This is a genomic window from Albimonas sp., from assembly GCF_055129145.1.
In genome coordinates, this window is record NZ_JBSRTQ010000030.1 from 1 (window position 1) to 18,063 (window position 18,063).

General features: G+C 69.5%; 19 protein-coding genes. 7 read left to right on the plus strand and 12 right to left on the minus strand.

Going from position 1 to position 18,063, the window contains the following annotated elements; all coding sequences use genetic code 11:
- Positions 1 to 59 precede the first annotated feature (59 nt).
- The 5 genes from ACTB72_RS07185 to ACTB72_RS07205 all read right to left on the minus strand — a co-directional run bounded on the left by ACTB72_RS07185 (position 60) and on the right by ACTB72_RS07205 (position 4,605).
- Positions 60 to 878 carry an ABC transporter permease gene (locus ACTB72_RS07185; protein ID WP_463036297.1) on the minus strand — a complete coding sequence of 273 codons (819 nt, stop codon included), beginning with the start codon at positions 876 to 878 and terminating at the stop codon, positions 60 to 62.
- Positions 875 to 1,825, minus strand: coding sequence for an ABC transporter permease (locus ACTB72_RS07190; protein WP_463036298.1), 951 nt, complete (start codon positions 1,823 to 1,825; stop codon positions 875 to 877). Before ACTB72_RS07190 ends, ACTB72_RS07185 begins: the two co-directional genes overlap by 4 nt.
- The gene (locus tag ACTB72_RS07195) at positions 1,822 to 2,310 is read right to left on the minus strand and encodes a GNAT family N-acetyltransferase (RefSeq protein WP_463036299.1); all 489 of its coding nucleotides are present in this window, start codon (positions 2,308 to 2,310) and stop codon (positions 1,822 to 1,824) included. The genes ACTB72_RS07190 and ACTB72_RS07195 overlap by 4 nt, the downstream gene beginning before the upstream one ends.
- 146 nt (positions 2,311 to 2,456) lie before the next feature.
- Positions 2,457 to 2,993, minus strand: a complete 537-nt coding sequence (locus ACTB72_RS07200) for a hypothetical protein (protein WP_463036300.1) — start codon at positions 2,991 to 2,993, stop codon at positions 2,457 to 2,459.
- 139 nt (positions 2,994 to 3,132) lie between these two features.
- Complete coding sequence (locus ACTB72_RS07205) at positions 3,133 to 4,605, minus strand: ABC transporter substrate-binding protein (RefSeq protein WP_463036301.1); 1,473 nt, start codon at positions 4,603 to 4,605, stop codon at positions 3,133 to 3,135.
- Positions 4,606 to 4,821: 216 nt separating this feature from the next.
- Here ACTB72_RS07205 and dapB point away from each other — a divergent pair, with 216 nt between their 5' ends.
- Positions 4,822 to 5,625 carry a 4-hydroxy-tetrahydrodipicolinate reductase gene (dapB, locus tag ACTB72_RS07210; protein ID WP_463036302.1) on the plus strand — a complete coding sequence of 268 codons (804 nt, stop codon included), beginning with the start codon at positions 4,822 to 4,824 and terminating at the stop codon, positions 5,623 to 5,625.
- Positions 5,626 to 5,765: 140 nt separating this feature from the next.
- Here dapB and ACTB72_RS07215 read toward each other — a convergent pair whose 3' ends face one another.
- Positions 5,766 to 6,422: a Smr/MutS family protein gene (locus tag ACTB72_RS07215; RefSeq protein WP_463036303.1), complete on the minus strand. Its 657-nt coding sequence runs from the start codon at positions 6,420 to 6,422 to the stop codon at positions 5,766 to 5,768.
- Positions 6,423 to 6,446: 24 nt separating this feature from the next.
- A complete protein-coding gene (locus ACTB72_RS07220) occupies positions 6,447 to 7,109 on the minus strand; it encodes a Tim44/TimA family putative adaptor protein (protein ID WP_463036304.1) in 663 nt (220 codons plus the stop codon).
- Between the two features lie 362 nt (positions 7,110 to 7,471).
- Between ACTB72_RS07220 and ACTB72_RS07225 the strand changes: the two genes are divergently transcribed.
- The 3 genes from ACTB72_RS07225 (at position 7,472) to ACTB72_RS07235 (ending at position 10,949) form a co-directional block, all read left to right on the plus strand.
- Positions 7,472 to 8,071 (plus strand): FxsA family protein, encoded by a 600-nt coding sequence (locus ACTB72_RS07225; RefSeq protein ID WP_463036305.1) that lies wholly within the window; start codon positions 7,472 to 7,474, stop codon positions 8,069 to 8,071.
- 136 nt (positions 8,072 to 8,207) lie between these two features.
- A complete protein-coding gene (gene secB / locus ACTB72_RS07230) occupies positions 8,208 to 8,675 on the plus strand; it encodes a protein-export chaperone SecB (protein WP_463036306.1) in 468 nt (155 codons plus the stop codon).
- Positions 8,676 to 8,870: 195 nt separating this feature from the next.
- On the plus strand, positions 8,871 to 10,949 hold the full coding sequence (locus tag ACTB72_RS07235) for a putative bifunctional diguanylate cyclase/phosphodiesterase (RefSeq protein WP_463036307.1): 2,079 nt from the start codon (positions 8,871 to 8,873) through the stop codon (positions 10,947 to 10,949).
- A 13-nt stretch (positions 10,950 to 10,962) separates the two neighbouring features.
- On the opposite strand, the gene dnaQ is transcribed toward ACTB72_RS07235, so the two are convergent.
- Genes dnaQ through ACTB72_RS07260 form a run of 5 tightly spaced genes read right to left on the minus strand, consistent with a single transcriptional unit; the run spans position 10,963 to position 14,617 of the window.
- A complete protein-coding gene (gene dnaQ / locus ACTB72_RS07240) occupies positions 10,963 to 11,670 on the minus strand; it encodes a DNA polymerase III subunit epsilon (RefSeq protein ID WP_463036308.1) in 708 nt (235 codons plus the stop codon).
- On the minus strand, positions 11,670 to 12,275 hold the full coding sequence (gene coaE / locus ACTB72_RS07245; RefSeq protein ID WP_463036309.1) for a dephospho-CoA kinase: 606 nt from the start codon (positions 12,273 to 12,275) through the stop codon (positions 11,670 to 11,672). Before coaE ends, dnaQ begins: the two co-directional genes overlap by 1 nt.
- Positions 12,276 to 12,285: 10 nt before the next feature.
- The gene (locus tag ACTB72_RS07250) at positions 12,286 to 13,125 is read right to left on the minus strand and encodes a shikimate dehydrogenase (protein ID WP_463036310.1); all 840 of its coding nucleotides are present in this window, start codon (positions 13,123 to 13,125) and stop codon (positions 12,286 to 12,288) included.
- Positions 13,122 to 13,766, minus strand: coding sequence for a Maf family protein (locus ACTB72_RS07255; protein ID WP_463036311.1), 645 nt, complete (start codon positions 13,764 to 13,766; stop codon positions 13,122 to 13,124). The genes ACTB72_RS07250 and ACTB72_RS07255 overlap by 4 nt, the downstream gene beginning before the upstream one ends.
- Entirely contained in the window at positions 13,763 to 14,617 is an 855-nt protein-coding gene (locus ACTB72_RS07260) for a pyruvate, water dikinase regulatory protein (protein ID WP_463036312.1), read from the minus strand. The genes ACTB72_RS07255 and ACTB72_RS07260 overlap by 4 nt, the downstream gene beginning before the upstream one ends.
- A 482-nt stretch (positions 14,618 to 15,099) precedes the next feature.
- Here ACTB72_RS07260 and hemE point away from each other — a divergent pair, with 482 nt between their 5' ends.
- From hemE to rho, 3 genes are all read left to right on the plus strand, one after another.
- A complete protein-coding gene (gene hemE, locus ACTB72_RS07265; RefSeq protein WP_463036331.1) occupies positions 15,100 to 16,128 on the plus strand; it encodes a uroporphyrinogen decarboxylase in 1,029 nt (342 codons plus the stop codon).
- 8 nt (positions 16,129 to 16,136) lie between these two features.
- The gene (gene hemJ, locus ACTB72_RS07270; RefSeq protein ID WP_463036313.1) at positions 16,137 to 16,589 is read left to right on the plus strand and encodes a protoporphyrinogen oxidase HemJ; all 453 of its coding nucleotides are present in this window, start codon (positions 16,137 to 16,139) and stop codon (positions 16,587 to 16,589) included.
- 196 nt (positions 16,590 to 16,785) lie between these two features.
- Positions 16,786 to 18,057 carry a transcription termination factor Rho gene (gene rho / locus ACTB72_RS07275; protein WP_463036314.1) on the plus strand — a complete coding sequence of 424 codons (1,272 nt, stop codon included), beginning with the start codon at positions 16,786 to 16,788 and terminating at the stop codon, positions 18,055 to 18,057.
- Positions 18,058 to 18,063 lie beyond the last annotated feature (6 nt).

Genomic DNA, 18,063 nt, shown 5'->3' on the forward strand with positions numbered 1-18,063 from the left:
CGTGGCCCTCGATCCCCACGGACAGGTTCTCGATCCGCAGCAGGCTCATCCGCAGTTCCTCATTGCCGGCCTTTCAGCCTGGGGTCGAGCGCGTCGCGCAGCCCGTCCCCCATCAGGTTCAGCCCCAGAACGGTCAGCGCCACGGCGAGGCCGGGGAAGATCGCGAACCAGGGCGCGATGTAGATCATGGTCTGCGCCTCGGCCAGCATCCGCCCCCAGGAGGGAGTCGGGGGCTGCGCGCCGAGGCCGACATAGCTGAGCCCCACCTCGGCGAGGATGCCGAGCGAGAACTGGATGGTCGCCTGCACGATCAGCAGGTTGGCGGTGTTGGGCAGGATGTGCTCGGCCGAGATGCGCGCCGCCCCCTTGCCCGCCGCCCGCGCCGCGAGAATGTATTCCCGCGCCCACAGCGACAGCGCCGCGCCCCGGGTCAGGCGGGCGAACACGGGCACGTTGAAGATCCCGATGGCGAGGATGGCGTTGATCGCCCCCGGCCCGAGCGACGCGGTGATCAGGATGGCGAGGATCAGCGCCGGGAAGGCGAAGACCAGGTCGTTGAGCCGCATGACCAGTTCGTCGACCCAGGACCCCCGCCGCGCCGCCGCCGCCAGCCCCAGCGGCACGCCGATCCCCGCCCCGATCCCGACCGCGACCAGCGCCACGGTGATCGAGGTCCGCGCCCCCACCATGATCATCGAAAAGATGTCCCGCCCGAAATGGTCGGTGCCGAACCAGTGCTCCGCCCCCGGGGCCTTCAGGCGGGAGACGATGGAGAGCCCCTCCGTCGACCAGGGCGTCCAGGCGTAGCTGAGCGCGGCGGCGCCCACGAACAGCACGGTCAGCGCCGCGCCCACGGCGAACCCGGCCGAGATCTTCATGCCCGCCGCTCCCGCAGGCGCGGGTCGACGATGGCGTAGGCGACGTCCACCGCCATGGTCACCACCACCACCGCGAAGACCAGGATCACCACCACCGATTTCACCACGATCAGGTCCTGCTGGATCACCCCCTGGAACACCAGCCGGCCAAGACCCGGCAGGAAGAACACGTTTTCAATGATGATCGCGCCCGCCATCAGGAACGAGAACTGCATGCCGATGATGGTCAGCACCGGGATCAAGGCGTTGCGCAGCGCGTGCCGGCGCAGCGCCTGGCCGCGGCTCAGCCCCTTGGCCCGCGCGGTGCGCATCCAGTCCTCCCCCATCGCGTCGAGCAGCGACGAGCGCATCACCCGCGCGAGGATCGAGGCCTGGGGCAGCGCCAGCGCCACCGCCGGCAGGGTCAGCGCCTTGATCCCGGGCCAGACCCCCGCCTCCCATCCCGGGAAGCCGCCGGCGGAGAACAGTTGCAGGACGGTGGAGAACAGGATCACCAGCAGCATCGCGAACCAGAAATTCGGGGTGGCGATGCCGATCTGGGTCAGCCCCATCACCGCGTAATCCCCGGCGCGGCCGCGTCGCGACGCGGCGAACACCCCGGCGGGGATGGCGATGACCGTCGACAGGGTCAGCGCGTAGAACGTCAGCGGCGCGCTCACCGCCAGCCGCTCCCACACCAGCTCGGCCACCGGGGTCTTGTAGGTGTAGGAGGTCCCGAAATCGCCGTGCAGCATCCCCCAGACCCAGGCCCCGTAGCGGGCGACCAGCGGCGCATCCAGTCCCAGCTCGCGCCGCAACGCCTCCACCGCGGAGGGGTCGGCGTTCATCCCCATCATGGTCAGCGCCGGGTCGCCGGGGGCGACCTCCAGCAGCAGGAAGATCGCCACGGTGGCGGCGATCAGGGTCAGGATCAGGGTCAGGCTGCGTCGGGCGAGAAAGGCGATCATTCCGCGAGGTCGTCGAAAGCCCGGGCGTAGGCCAGCTCACCCTTCCCGGCCAGGGCGCCCGCCGTCAATTCCAGACCCATCAGGAACGGGCCGGCATAGGCTGAGGCGTATCCGCGCGCGGTCTGGGTGTGAAAGCCGAAGCGGGCGTAATAGGGCGGGTCGCCCAGCACGAACACCGCCTTCCAGCCGGCGGCGCGGGCGCGGTCGAGCGCGTCGCGCACCAGCGCGGCCCCGACGCCCTTGCCATGCAGGTCGGGCCGGACCGAGACCGGGGCCAGGCCCAGCGCCCCCGCAGGGGACCGCATCGGCGACAGCATCGCATGACCCGCCAGCTCTCCGTCGATTTCCGCCACGACCGAAATCGCGCCCGTCGCCTCGGCCCTCAGCCGGTCCACGAGCCGCGCCTCGTCCTCGCGCCCGAAGGCGGCTTCGGTCACCCGCCGGACATGGGGAATGTCGGCCAGGGTCTCGGCGCGCAGATGCATCGGGCGTTTCCCTGTGAAGGCGACGACGGGGGGAGCCTAGCGCCCCTCCCCCCCAGCGCCAAGAGCTGGGACGGGGAAACCGCGCTGCTCGGCGCCCCCGGCGCAACCTGCGATCCGTCTCGCGCCGGCCTGCGCCGGCGGGAAGTTCAGCCGCGGGGAGCGAGCCGGGCCTTCAGCTCGCGCGCCAGCCAGAACCGGCCCTCGAGCCAGGGCGACAGCTCCAGCACCCGGCCGCCGCGGAACGCGATGCGCGCGGTGCGGTCGTCCTCCGACACGCCGGTCGCGTCCGCCAGCTTGAGCGAATAGCGCTGCCCCATCAGGTTGCGCGACACGATCCGCTCCCAGCTCACCGTCACCCTCTCCGACAGCTGCACCGCGCGCCGGCCGGCGATGCCGGCCACCGCGAGGAAGATGATCCAGTGCCAGAAGGTGTCGGCCACGCCCTCGCCCGCCGCCATCCGCTCGAACAACGCCCGCCCGATCAGGGCGGCCACCGCGGCGAGGCCGGCGAACCACCACCAGGCGGCGTTCGACGCGGTCAGCACCGTCGCCGTCCCCTCGCGCAGCGGCTCGTCCCAGGCCTGGCGCTGACGGGCGCGGAATTCCCTGCGCGAGCCGAGATTGCGCCAGATCAGAAAGGCGATGCCGATCACCATCAGGGCGAGGGCCAGGCGGATGATCATGGGCGGGTCTCCGGGGCGGGGACGGGACGGCGGGGCGGGGCGGGGCGGCAAACGCACGGGCCGGAGGTCGCCCCCCGGCCCGTTACAGATAGGCGTTTCGCGCCCGTTTCCCAATGGCGAAGCCGTGTGCCGACCTGGGTCAGTCGACCCAATGCACCGCGGTCAGGTCGATGGCCTGGGTGGGCTGGTCATGCCACATGCCCTTGAGCTTCCTGCTCCACACCCCGATCTTGCCGAGCTGGAACAGGTAGCCGTTGACCGCATCCTCGGCGATCATCGTCTCCGCGTCCTTGAGGATGGCGTTCTGCCCGTCCTCGTCGGTGGAGGCGTTGAGCTGGTCCATCAGCGCCCGGAACTCCGGCTTGTCATAGCCGAAATAATAGTCGGGCCGGGCGTAGATGTTGATGTCGCGCGGCTCGGTATGGCTGACGATGGTCAGGTCGAAATCGTGGCCCTTGAACACCTGCTCCAGCCACTGCGCCCATTCGACCGGGATGATCTCCAGCCGGATCCCGACTTCGCGCAGCTGGGCCGCCACCACTTCGCCGCCGCGGCGCGCATAGGCGGGCGGCGGCAGCTTGATCGTGGCGTCGAAACCGTCGGGAAAGCCCGCCTCCTCCAGCAGCGCCTTGGCCTTGGAAACGTCATGGGGGTAGAGGCCCGAAAGATCGACGAAGGCCGGCCCGTGCGGCGGGTAATGGGTGAAGATCGGCGTGCCCACCCCGAACATCGCCCCGTCCACGATCGCCTGTCGGTCGAGCGCGTAGGCCATCGCCTGCCGGACCTTCAGCTGGTCGAAGGGCGGCTTGCGGTTGTTGGTCCCCAGAATGGTCTCGCCCTCGGACGAGCCCATCACCACCTCGAAGCGCGGATCGGCCTCGAGCTGGGGCACGGTCTCGGGCGACGGCCAGCCGGGGAACCCGTCCACATCGCCCGCCATCAGCGCCGCCAGCGCCGCGGTGGGATCGGAGATGAACTTGAACGTCGCCCGGTCGAGCTGCGCCGGCTCCCCCCAATAGTCCGGGTTCTTCGCCAGCGTGATCGAAGCGCCCTTGGCCCAGTCCTGGAAGACGAACGGCCCGGTGCCGACCGGCCTGGTGGCGTTGCCCGCGGCGGTTTCGGGCGCCACGATCACCGCATCCCCCCACCCCATGTTGAACAGGAAGGCGGCGGTGGGGCGCTTGAGGGTGATCTTCACCGTGGCCGGGTCGACGACCTCGAGCGTCTCGATGGGCTCGAACAACGCCTTCTGGGCGTTCTGGCTGTCCGCGGCCATGGCGCGCTCGAAGGAGAACCGCACATCCTCGGCATCGAAGGCGGTGCCGTCGTGGAATTTCGCGCCCTCGACGAGGTGGAAGGTATAGACGCGCCCGTCCTCCGAGATCTCCCAGCTGCGCGCCAGCGCCGGCTGCGGGGCGCCGGTCCGGTCGATGCGGGTCAGCCCCTCGAACACGTTGGCGTAGACCACTTCGTCGATGGCCGCGGCGGCGCCGGCGGTGGGGTCGAGATTGGGCGGCTCCAGCGCCACGCCGAGGGTCAGGTCGGTTTTCGCGGCCTGGGCCGCGCCGGCGAGCAGGGCGGCGGCGACGACGCCGAGTAGCAGGCGTTTCATGGATGTCTCCCGGTCGGGGGACGCGGTTGGCCCGCGCCCGTCATTCGATGCGCCGCAGGGCGGCGTCCGGTCATCATCCGCGGGATGGGGACCGAGGTCCAGTTACCCTTGAGTCAAAGAACGGGTCCGGCCGCGCCCGCCGGCCCCGCCGTTGCCGCGGGGGCGGGGCGGGTGCTAGGGCTTGCCCGACAAATCCCCCGTGCAGGAGCCGCCGCCATGTCCATTCCCGTCACCGTCACCGGCGTTTCCGGCCGCATGGGGCGGATGCTGGTCAAAGCCGTGCAGGAGAACCCGGAGACCGAGCTGGTCGGCGCCACCGAGCGTCCGGGCTCGGACTGGGTCGGCCGCGACCTCGGCGAGGCGATGGGCGGGCAGGCGACGGGCGTGATCGTCGAGGACGAGCCGCTGGAGGCCTTCGCCCGGTCCCGCGCCGTGCTGGATTTCACCTCGCCGGCCGCCTCCGTGACCCATGCCGGGCTCGCCGCCCAGGCGCGCTGCGTGCACGTGATCGGGACCACGGGGTTCGACGCCGAACACCTCGCCGCCTTCAAGGCGGCGGCGCGTCACGCGACCCTGGTGCGGGCCGGGAACATGAGCCTCGGGGTCAACCTGCTCGCCGCGCTGACCGAGCGGGTGGCCCGCGCGCTGGGCGAGGACTTCGACATCGAGGTGGTAGAGATGCACCATCGCCACAAGGTCGACGCGCCGTCGGGCACCGCGCTGATGCTGGGCGAGGCCGCGGCGGCGGGGCGCGCGGTGGATCTGGAAACCGCCAGGGTCTCGGGCCGCGACGGCATCACCGGAGCGCGGGAGGCGGGGACCATCGGGTTTTCCGCGATCCGCGGCGGCGACGTGGTGGGCGAGCATGACGTGATCTTCGCCGGCGCGGGCGAGCGCCTGATCCTGCGCCATGTCGCCTCCGACCGGATGCTCTTCGCCCGCGGCGCGCTGCGCGCGGCGATCTGGGGGCAGGACAAGGAGCCGGGCGAATATTCGATGGCGGACGTGCTCGGGCTCTGAGCGCGGCGCGATCTTGAAGGAGAGCCGCGCGTCCCCCCTTGCGCCGGCGGCGCGGTCACGCCCGCGCGGCGGTCCGGCGGCGCGCGGGCCCGCGCCGTTCCGGGCGGGACCGTTTGCGCGGAGACCCGCCTGGGCGGCGATCAGCCGGGTTTCTTGAGGTAGACGTAGAGCGCGCCGTCGCCGCCATGGCTCTGATGCGCAGGGTAGACGCCGACCACGGTCCCCTCCAGCGGATGCGTCGCCAGCCAGTGCGGCACCGCGTGTTTCAACACGCCGACCCGGTCCGGCATGAAGGGCGCATCCTCCACCGGACGCCGCCCGCCCTTGCCGGTGATGATCAGCACCACGCGGGCGCCGGACCGACGCTCGGCCAGGATGAAGCGGATCAGGGAGCGGTGCGCCCGGTCCGCGGTCATCCCGTGCAGGTCGAGCCGCGCGTCCGGGCGGCGCAGCCCGCGGCGCAGGCGTTGGGCGGTGTTGCGGTCGAGGCCGGCGGCCGGGTCGAAGCCATCCACCAGCGGTCGCAGCGGCGCGGGCGAAGCCGCGGGCCGGCTCGGCCCGGTCGGGCGCAGGACGCGCGGCGGGATCGGAAGGGGACGCGGCGCGGGGGCTTCGGGGGCGGCGCGGGAAGGCGATTCGGCCGGGACCGCATAGCCCGCCCCCATGTCCGGCTCCGGCGTGATCGCCACGCCGGACCGCAGGCCGCCACGCGCCAGAGGCGACGCGTCGGCGACCACGCGGTTCCACAGCGCGCGGTCCTCTTCGCTCAGGCCGCTGCGCCGGCGTCTTCCGGCCACGCGGCCTCCTCCCCGAGGTTGGGATCAGCCGCCGGTCGCGGTCAGGACCCAGTTGGGGTCGTTCGCGCCCATCCGGCGGGTGAAGGTCCACAGGTCGGTCTGGCGGCGGATCTCGGTCGGGTCGCCCTCGACCACCTCATGCTCGGCGTTGCGCACCACCGAGACGAGCTCGCCCACGAAGCGGACCTCGATATCGGCCTCCCGGCTGCCGTCGGTGAAGATCGCCGAGAAGATCCGCGCCTCCTTCACCCCGATGAAACGCGCCTCGACCGTCAGGCCTTCGGATTCGCGGGTGCGGATCGCGGCGGCGAAGCTTTCGAACACCTCGTCGGACAGAAGCGGCCGCAGGGTCGGGATGTCGCCGGTCTCGAAGGCCATGAGGATGATCTCGTAGGCCTGACGGGCGCCGACGACGAATTCGGACGGGCGGAACCCCGGCTCGGCGGCGGCCATGCGGCGCAGGGCGACGGCGGATTCGCCGTCGGCGTCGGCCACGCGGGCGATGTCGGCGTCGAGATCGGCGCCGCCGTCGATCACTTCGAAGTCGGGGCCGCGGCGGCGGGGCGTCGGCGCAGGGACCGAGGTGGTGCCCGTCGGCCGTTCGAACCCGGTACGGGTTCCCAGGACGCCGCGAAGGCGCCAGAGCACGAAGACCGCGATGGCGGCGAGGATGATCAGTTGCGTCATGTCGTCCATATCGCTCGGCGTCGTCCCGGTGGGCCGGATGCACCGCCCGGACGGCGCAACCGCATTTTCCGCCGCGCCGGCATGCGTGGCGGATCACTGGTGTATGTAGGCGCCCGGGCGCTCGGAGTCCAACGGACATGCGGCGATGAGGGCGCTTCGCGCGAGGTTCGGGCGGGCGGCGCGTGAATCGCGCGCCCGCGGGCTCCTCCGGGGGTGGGACTTGACGCCTCGGGCGCCTATATCCGGAGGGACCTGACGGCGTCCGCTGCCGTCGGGGGGGCCGAAATGCGCCCCGAAACCCCGAAACCGGCGCGATCGCCTCAAGCCGGTCGGATCGCCCATTCCGAAGGAGACGCGCCCGCATGTGGCTTTTCGCCCTCTTCGTCGCCGTGCCGATCATCGAGATCGCCCTGTTCATCCAGGTCGGAGGGGCCATCGGCCTGTGGCCGACTCTCGCCATCGTGATCCTGACGGCGCTGGCCGGCACCGCCCTGATGCGGGCCGAGGGGCGGGGCGCGATGGCGGCCTTGCAGCGATCCGTGGCCGAGGGCGGGGATCCGTCAGGGCCGATCGCCCATGGCGCGATGATTCTGGTGGCGGGGGTGATGCTGCTGACGCCGGGCTTCTTCACCGACGCGATGGGCCTCGCGCTGCTGCTGCCGCCGGTGCGGGCCGCGCTGATCAAGTGGGGCGCCGCCCGGATGGCGGCGGGACTGCGGTCCGGCCGGGTGGTGGTCGCCACCTCCGGCGGCGGCTTCGGGGGCGGAGGATTCGGGGGGAGTGGCTTCGAACCCGGTCCGCGTCCCGGGGCGCCGGGCGCGACGCGGGGCGATGTGATCGATGGCGACTACGTGCCGGTCGACCCGGAGCCCGCGGCGGATCGGCCCGACGCCTCCGACGACGCCGACGCCCCGGTGCACGACGGCGACCCGAATTCCCCCTGGCGGCCCGGCAGGTCCTGAATCCGGCGCCCACACCGCTTTCCGGGCCGTTCCAAGGGCCCCGCGATTGCGGGCCGCCCGCCGAGACGCTAGGACTCCGCCCGACCACAGCCCGACTTCAGCCCTAACCGGGCGCCCGTATCGCGAGGCCGTTCACATGTCCGATTCCGCCCAGGCGCAGCCGCAGCCGCAGATTTCCATCCTGTCCCAGTATGTCCGCGACCTCTCGTTCGAGAACGTCGCCGCGCAGTCCCAGCTCTCCAGCCAGGAGAAGCCGGACATCAAGGTGTCGGTGAACCTCGACGCCCAGCCGCGGGGCGAGGATCGTTACGAAGTGCGCCTGAAGCTGTCGGCCACCTCCACCGCCGGCGGCTCGACGATGTTCGTGGCCGAGCTCGACTACGCCGGCGTCTTCGGCATCAAGAACGTGCCGCAGGAACATCTGCACCCGCTGCTGCTGATCGAATGCCCGCGCCAGCTGTTCCCCTTCGCGCGCCGGATCATCGCCGACGTGACCCGCGACGGCGGCTACCCGCCGCTGATGCTCGACATGGTGGATTTCGTGGCGATCTACCGCCAGGAGCTGGCCCGCCGCCAGGCCGAGCAGCCGGTCGGAACCGCCTGATCCGCGCCTGATTCTGGACCGCCCGGCGCTTCGGCTCCTCGCCGGCCTCCACGGCCCGTGCTCCCCGTCGCAGGGGAGCGCGGGCCGTTCGCATGTCGGGCGATGTCTCACACCCGGGTTGCGCGCGACACGGTTCGGAAACCGAATCATGCGATGGCTGAATTCGGGTACGAGTCCGCTTGATCGGGGTACGCAGTGATTGAGGTTCTGACATGCCTGCGTGATGGGCATGACGCGACTCTGGTGGCGGCCGCCACGTTGATCTGCGTGCTGGGCGCGATCATCTCGGCGCGCATGTTCCGCAAGGTCTCCAAAGACTTCGCCGACGATCGCGACGCCTGGCATGTGCTTCAGGCCGGGCTGATAGGCGGCGTCACCATCTGGACCACGCATTTCGTCGCGATGATCGGCTTCGATCCCGGCGTGCCGGTCGCCTATCGCCCCATGCTCACCCTGCTGTCGCTGACCGTCGCCATCGCCGGCGTCTGCGCCGGGCTATGGCTGGTGGCGCGGGCCCGCGGCTCCTGGCTCGCCGAATGCGGGGGCGCGGTGATCGGGCTCTCGGTGCTGGGCGCGCATTACCTCGGCATGACGGCGCTGGAGATGTCGGGCCTCCTGATCTGGAACCCGGGGCTGGTGGCGGCCTCGGTGATCGTGGCGCTCGGCTTCGGGGCGCTGACCGCCAACCGCCTGGCCCGGCCGCTGAGCCGCCTGTCCTGGTGGGGCGGCGCCGCCGCCTTCGTGCTGGCCATCACCGGCGGCCATTTCACCGCGATGAGCGCGCTGTCGGTGCTGCCTCAACCCGACGACCTGGAGCTGACCGGGCTGATCCCGGACCGGACGCTCGCCATGCTTGTGCTGATGGTGATGGGCCTGTTCCTGCTGACCGGCTTCACCAGCTTCCTGATCGACGAGTCCGCGCGCCGCGAATCCGGGCGTCGTCTGAACCACCAGATGCTGCACGATCCGCTGACCGGCCTGCCCAACCGCGCCATGCTGCGCAACCGGCTGGCGGAGGCGCTGAGCGTCGCCCGGCGCGGCGAGACCATCGCCGCGGTCGGCATCGACCTCGACCGTTTCAAGTCGGTCAACGACGTGCACGGCCATGCCGGCGGGGACGCGCTGCTGATGGCGCTCGCCGACCGGATGACCGCGCTGCTCGGCCCGGGCGAGATGGTGTCGCGCACCGGCGGCGACGAGTTCATCGCGCTGAAGGTCGGGGCGGCCGGACTGAACGACGCGGTGGCCTTCGCGCGACGCCTGCATGCGGTGCTGACGCCGCCGGTGGACTGGCAGGGTTTCCGGTTGAACGTGGGCGCGAGCCTCGGCGTCGCCATTGCGCCCGATCATGGGCGGGACATGGAGACGCTGCTGAGCCGCGTCGACCTCGCCATGTACCGCGCCAAGGCGGCGGCGGAGGGCGTGGTGGTCTACGATGCGGCGATGGACGAGGCGAGCCGCGCGCGCAGCCTGATGTCGATCGATCTTCGCGCCGCGCTCGATCGGGGCGAGCTGGAAGTGCATTTCCAGGCGCAGAACGACATCGCCTCCCGCGATCTGGTGGGGTTCGAGGCGCTGGCCCGCTGGCGTCACCCGGAGCATGGGCTGATCCCGCCCTCCACCTTCATCCCGGTGGCCGAAGCGACCGGCATGATCTGCGACATCGGCGTCTGGGTGCTGAACGCCGCCTGCCGCGAGGCTGCCGGCTGGGCCGAGCCGCTGCGCGTCGCGGTCAACGTCGCTCCCCGGCAGCTGGCCCAGCACGACTTCGCCGAAATCGTGCTCGACGCGCTGATGACCAGCGGGCTGGAACCGTCGCGGCTGGAGCTGGAGGTGACCGAGGCCAGCGTGATCTCCGACAAGCGGCGGGCGGAACAGGTGATGACCGCGCTGAAGGCAAGGGGCGTCCGCTTCGCGATGGACGATTACGGGACCGGCTATGCCTCGCTGTCGACCCTGCAGACCTTTCCCTTCGACAAGATCAAGATCGACCAGAGCTTCATCGAGCCGCTGGGCCATGACCGGCAGGCGGCGGCCATCGTGCGCTCCACGCTGATCCTGGGCGAGGCGCTGGGGATCCCGGTGCTGGCCGAAGGCGTGGAGACGGAAGCTCAGCTCGCCTTTCTCAGCCATGCCCGCTGCCGGGAGGCGCAGGGCTTCCTGTTCGGCCGCCCCGGCTGCGCGGCCGAAACCGCCGAGCGGATCGGCGCGCAATGGGCCCGCAAGCGCGCCGCCTTCGCCAAGGGCATGGCGATGGCGCAATCGGTCGGCTAGGTCGCCGGGTCGATCAGTCGGCGCCGCCGAACTTCGCCCAGATCGCCGCTTCGCCCAGTTCGGCGACGAAAGCGGCATGGGCGTCGGCCTCTTGCCCCGTCAGCCGCGCCGGCAACGGCCGGGGACGCGCAGGCGGCGTCCAGGACATGGCCCCGGTGCGGGCCCGCCCGGTGTCTTCGGGGGTCGCGGCGCCCAGGCCGAAATCCGGCTGACGTCCGCCGATCAGCTCCAGATAGACCTCGGCCAGCAGCTCGGAATCGAGCAGCGCGCCGTGCTTCTCCCGCCCCGAATTGTCCACGCCGAAGCGCCGGCAGAGCGCGTCGAGCGTGTTGGGCGATCCCGGATAGCGCTTGCGCGCGAGGGCAAGCGTGTCGAGCGCCGTGTCGGCAGGCAGGCGCGGCCGCCCGCACCATTCCAGCTCGGCATTGATGAACTTCATGTCGAATTCGGCGTTGTGGATCACCAGCTTGGCGCCGTCGATGAAGGTCACGAAGTCCTGCACGATGGCCGCGAACACCGGCTTGTCGCGCAGGAAGTCGTTGCCCAGCCCATGCACCCGGAACGCGTCCTCGGGCATCGAGCGCTCTGGATTGATGTACTGGTGATAGATCCGCCCGGTGGCGACGTGGTTGACCAGCTCGATGGCGCCGATTTCGACGATCCGGTCGCCCTCGCGCGGCTCGAAGCCGGTGGTTTCGGTGTCGAGCACGATCTCACGCATCAGGCTTTCCCCCGCAGGTCGGCGATGATCGCCAACACCTGTGCGCGCGCGGCGTCGATCCCGCGGGAGGTGTCGACGATATGGTCGGCGCGGGCGCGTTTTTCAGCGTCCGGGGTCTGCTTGGCGAGGATCGTCGCGAAGGTCGCCTCGGTCATCCCCGGCCGCGCCAATACCCGCGCCCGCTGCACGTCGGCGGGGGCGGAGACGACGACGATGGCGTCGTAACGCGCCTCGCCCCCGGTCTCATAGAGCAGCGGCACGTCGCAGACGGCGAGGTCATGGCCCGCCGCCACCGCCCCGGCGATGAACGCCTCGCGGTCCTCGCCGACCAGGGGATGGGCGATTTTCTCGAGCGCGCGGATCAGCGACGGGTCGGCGGTGACCGCGGCGCGCAGGGCGGCGCGGTCGACGGCGCGGGCCTCGCCCTCTCCGGTCACGCAATCGGGCAGCAACGCCGCGATCGCCTCCACCGCCGCCCCGCCGGGCCCGTAAAGCCGGGCGACGGCGGCGTCGGCGTCCCAGACCGGCACGCCCGCCTCGACGAACATCGACGAGGTGGTGCTCTTGCCCATGCCGATGGAGCCGGTGAGGCCGATCAGGATCATCGCCAGAGCCTCAATCCGCCAGCACGGCGGCGCGCAGATCGTCGTCGACCTCCGGCGCCACGCCGAACCAGGCCTCGAACCCGGGCCGGCCTTGGTGCAGCAGCATGCCCAACCCGTCGACCCAGCGCATCCGGCGCGACTGCGCCTCTTCCAGCAGCGGGGTGATCAGGGGCGCGTAGATGATGTCGTTGACCAGCGCGGTGCGCGGCGCGCGTTTCAGCGAGAACGGCAGCGCCTGCTGGCCGGTCATCCCAAGCGCGGTGGTGTTGACGATGGTGGCGACGCCTTCCATCGCGTCCTCGGTATGCAGCCAGTCGACCACGCGGACCTTGGCCCCGAACTGGTCGGCCAGGAACTCGGCGCGCGACCGGGTGCGGTTGGCCAGCCGGATCTCCGGCGCCCCGTCCGACAGCAGCGCCGAGATGATCGCCCGCGCCGCCCCGCCCGCGCCGATCACCAGCGCCGGCCCGTCCGAGGATTTCCACCCCGGCGCCCCGGCGCGCAGGTTCTCCAGGAACCCGTAGCCGTCGGTGTTGTCGGCGTAGATCGACCCGTCCTCACGGAAGGTGATGGTGTTGGCCGCCCCGATCAGCGCCGCGCGGTCCGAGACCTTGGTGGCGTGGCGCAGCACCGATTCCTTGTGCGGGATGGTCACGTTCACGCCCCGGAACCCGAGCAGGGGCAGCGAGGGGAACGCCGCCTCGAAATCCCGCGGCTCGATGCCGATGGAAATGTAGTCGCCCTCGATCCCATGTCGCGCCAGCCAGTGCCGGTGCAGCCGGGGCGAGCGCGAATGCGCGATGGGCCAGCCCAGCACGCCGGCGAGCGGCAGACGGTTGCGGCTCGTCATTCTTCCAATCGTCCTCTTGCGCGCAGAAAGCCGAGAAGCTCCAGCAGGGGCAGTCCCAGTACGGTGAAGTGGTCGCCGTCGACGCGGGAGAAGAGCTGCGCGCCAAGCCCTTCGAGATGATAGCCCCCGACGGTTCCGGTCACGGTATCGCCCAGCCGGGCAAGATAGTCATCCAGAAAACGTTCGGAGAGGGGGCGCATGGTCAAGCGCGCCGTCCCCACATGGCGCCAGATCGGGCGGGCGTCGAGCGAGATGACCGCCGCCGACAGCAATTGGTGCGACTTTCCCGACAGCGCGCGCAGGTGCTCGCGCGCCTCCGCGGTGTCTCGCGGTTTGTCGAACACCCGCCCCTCGCAGGTCAGCACCTGGTCGCAGCCGAGCACCAGCTTGCGCGGCAGGCGGGCGGAGACGCGGTTGGCCTTCAGCTCGGCCAGCGCGTCGGCGATGTCGCGGGCCGGGGCGGATTCGGCGCGCATCGCGTCCTTCACCGCCTCCTCGTCTACCCGCGCGGGCAGGATCTCGATCTCCACCCCCGCCGCGCGCAGCAACGCGGCCCGGGCGGGGGAGGCGGAGGCGAGCACCAGCGGCTCGCCGTCGTCGGGCGCGGGCGCGTTCGTGGGGTCCAAAGCCGTATCGCTCATGTCTCGGCTTCCTCCCCTTCCTTCTCGCGCAACAGCGCCATGATGGCGGCGGCGGTTTCCTCGATGGACCGGCGGGTGACGTCGATCACCGGCAGGCCGAGCCGGTCGAAGGTCAGCCGCGCCTGGGCGACCTCCTCGCGCACCCGCTCCGGATCGGCGTAATCGGCCCCGCGCATATGGGGCGACGCGCCGATGACCTCCAGCCGTTGCCCGCGGATCTGCACCAGACGGGCGGGCGAGGCGATGAGGCCGACCGCCGGAATCCCCGCGGCGATCGCTTCTTCCAGCGCGGGCGGCATCGGACGGCCGGGGACCAGCGGCACATTCGCCGCCATGTAGCCGCGCACAGCAAGATAAAGACAGGTCGGCGTTTTAGAGGTCCGCGACACGCCCACCAGAATCACATCGGCGCGTCGCAGACGTTCGGGCGTGGCCCCGTCGTCATGGGCCATGGCGTAGTCGATGGCCGCGACCCGGTCGAAATACCCCCCGCTCACGTCATGCTGCTTGCCGGGCTTGCGCCGGCCCCGGCGGGCGCCGAACTGCTCGGACATCGCCTCGAAGAACGGTTGCAGGAGCGGCACCATCGGCACGCCGATCTGCTCGCACCCGTCCCGCAGACGCGCGGCGAGACTTTCGTCGAGCAGGGTGTAGACGACGAGCCCCGGTTCGTCGGCGATTTTCTGCAGGGCCGCGTCCACGTCGCGTCGCGTGCGGGTGAACACGTGCACCCGGCGCGTGAGCTCCAGCCCTTCGAACTGGCTGATCACGGCGCCGGCTGCGGCCGATACGGTCTCTCCCGTCGAATCCGAGAGAAGATGCAGGACATGTCGTTCCGACCGACCGGTCACGGCGGACGGCGCCTCCCTCGTTCGAGTTTCTCGTTTGGCTTGGTCTCAATCTGTCAAAGCCGGGCGTCGGGGATAAGTGCCAATAGCGGGGATAACCCGGTCGGATTCACGGTTGTGGCCGGGGCGCCGCACGAGGCCTGTGGATAGACGTGTTTTTCATCAACCTGTGAGCGGAATCCACAGCGGCGCCGTCCTAGCCTGTGGATAACTTTCGGCCTCTGTGGAAAATGATTGGGGATAGCGGGGAAAGCGAAACCGGCGCGCGAAGACCGATTTGCAACACACTGATTTTGCTTATGAAAATTGCGGCGATTTTTCCACAATCTGTCCCCAGCCGGGATAACTGGTCGAATGAGCCTGTTGACAGCGGTGGATGAAGTTGTGGATTTCTCTGCGCAGAACGGTGATCCCCACTAATCACCGACCTACCTACCACTACCACTTATCCAAAAAAAAACCCCAGCCGAAGGACGACCATGACCCTGAACGCGAAACCGCTGCTCCGGGCCCTGGCGGGCGAGGCGCTGCCGACCCCTCCGGTCTGGCTCATGCGCCAGGCCGGCCGCTACCTGCCCGAGTACAAAGCCACGCGGGAGAAAGCGGGGTCGTTCCTGGACCTCTGCTACAATCCTGACCTCGCGACCGAGGTCACGATGCAGCCGATCCGGCGCTTCGGCTTCGATGGGGCGATCCTGTTCGCGGACATCCTGCTGGTCCCCCAGGCGCTCGGCGCGAACCTGACCTTCGTGCAGGGAGAGGGGCCGCGGCTCTCGACCATCACCGGTCCGGAGGATCTCGCGCGCCTCGGCCCTGTCGATGCGATCCATGAGACGCTGTCGCCGGTCTATGAGACCGTCCGTCGGCTTTCGAGCGCCCTCCCCCCCGAGGTGACGCTGATCGGCTTCGCCGGCGCGCCCTGGACGGTGGCGACCTACATGATCGCCGGGCGCGGCACGCCCGATCAGGCGCCGGCGCGCCGGCTGCTGATGCAGCAGCCCGAGGTGTTCTTCGCCCTGCTCGACAAGATCACCGAGGCGACCATCGAATATCTCGCCCGGCAGGTTGAGGCCGGGGCCGAGGTGGTGAAGCTTTTCGACAGCTGGGCGGGTTCGCTGAGCGCCCCGGATTTCGGCCCGGTCTGTCTGGAACCCAACCGCAAGATCATCGCGGAGTTGAAGCGCCGCTTTCCCGGTCTTCCGGTGATTGCATTTCCGCGCGGCGCCGGCGGCTCCTATGAGCGGTTCGTGGCCGAGAGCGGAGCGGATTGCGTGGCGCTCGACCAGTTCGTGCCGGCGGAATGGGCGCGCGACCGGCTGCAGCCGCATGTCTGCGTTCAGGGCAATCTCGACCCGATGCTGATGGTCGAGGGCGGCGAAAAACTCGACCGCGCTGCGCGCGGATTGTGCGAAACGCTCGGCCAAGGGTCTTATGTGTTCAATCTCGGCCACGGCATCACTCCCGACGCCGATCCCGCCAATGTCGAGCGCCTGCTGCGCGCCGTGCGCGGCTGAGCCGGTCGATGGATTTTCTCGCCGGACTCTATCCCTGGTTCAAAGCCATCCACGTGATGTCGGTCATCGCGTGGATGGCGGCGCTGCTCTACCTGCCACGGCTCTTCGTCTACCATGCCGAGACGGGAAAACCGGGCTCCGAGCTCTCCGAAACCTTCAAGGTGATGGAGCGCAAGTTGTTGCGCGGCATCATGAATCCGGCAATGATCTCATCCTGGATCTTCGGGTTGCTGACCATCGTCTCGCTCGGGCCCGGTTTCCTCGCGCAATCGCCCTGGCTGCATGCGAAACTTGCGCTGGTGGTGGTGCTGACCGGCTACCATATGGTCTGCGCCCGCTTCCGACGCGATTTCGCCGAAGATGCCAATGTCCGCAGCGGTCGTTTTTATCGGATGATCAACGAAGTGCCGGCGCTGCTGATGGTCGGCATCGTCATCCTGGTGATCGTGAAGCCGTTCTGAACCGCCTTCGGGCGGCGTTTCACCCGGATATTCGGCTCGAATCGACGGATCGGGTCGAGTCTTGTTTGACTCTGGCCCAAATCTGGGCATAAGACCCGGTGACAGCGCGCGCCCTTCGTCTCTCTGCGTGCGGCTCCCCCCCTATTCCCGCGACGCAGCGCAAACCTTTCCTCGCGCGGGCTCACACAGGCGCCAGATGGATATTCAGGAACTCAAGCTCTCCGAGCTGAAGGCGAAGTCGCCCACCGCATTGCTGACCTTCGCGGAAGATCTGGAGGTCGAGGGCGCCTCGGCCTTGCGCCGACAGGACATGATGTTCGCCATCCTCAAGGAACTGGCGGACCGCGACGTGGAGATTTCCGGCGGCGGGGTGCTCGAGGTTCTCCAGGACGGCTTCGGCTTCCTGCGCTCGCCCGAGGCCAATTATCTGCCCGGCCCCGACGACATCTACGTCGCCCCCCAGCAGATCCGCCGTTTTTCGCTGCGCACCGGCGACACGGTGGAGGGGCTGATCCGGGCTCCAAAGGAAGGCGAGCGCTACTTCGCGCTGGTGAAGCTCAACCTCCTGAACTTCGACGACCCCGACAACGCGCGCCACAAGGTCCATTTCGACAACCTGACGCCGCTTTACCCCGATGAGCGGCTGCGGCTGGAGATCGAGGATCCCACAATCAAGGACAAGACGGCGCGGGTCATCGACCTGGTGTCGCCGATCGGCAAGGGCCAGCGCTGCCTGGTGGTGGCGCCGCCGCGCACCGGCAAGACCATGATCTTGCAGAACATTGCGAATTCCATCGAGAAGAACCACCCCGAGGTCTACCTGATCGTGCTGCTCATCGACGAGCGGCCGGAGGAGGTCACGGACATGCAGCGCTCGGTGAAGGGGGAGGTCGTGGCCTCGACCTTCGACGAACCGGCGACGCGCCATGTCGCGGTCTCCGAAATGGTCATCGAAAAGGCCAAGCGGCTGACCGAACATGGCCGCGACGTGGTCATTCTGCTCGATTCGATCACCCGCCTCGGCCGCGCCTACAACACCGTCGTCCCCTCCTCGGGCAAGGTGCTGACCGGCGGCGTCGACGCCAATGCCCTGCAACGACCGAAGCGCTTTTTCGGCGCGGCGCGGAATATCGAGGAAGGCGGGTCGCTGACCATCATCGCGACCGCACTGATCGACACCGGCTCGCGGATGGACGAAGTGATCTTCGAAGAGTTCAAGGGCACCGGCAACTCCGAGATCATTCTCGACCGCAAGGTCTCCGACAAGCGCGTGTATCCGGCGATCGACATCCTCAAATCGGGCACCCGCAAGGAAGAACTTCTGGTCGACAAGTCCGAACTGGCCAAGATCTTCGTGCTGCGCCGGATTCTCAACCCGATGGGCCCGTCGGACGCGATCGACTTCCTGCTGGGCAAGCTCAAGCAGACCAAGACCAACGGCGAATTCTTCGACTCCATGAACACCTGACGACGA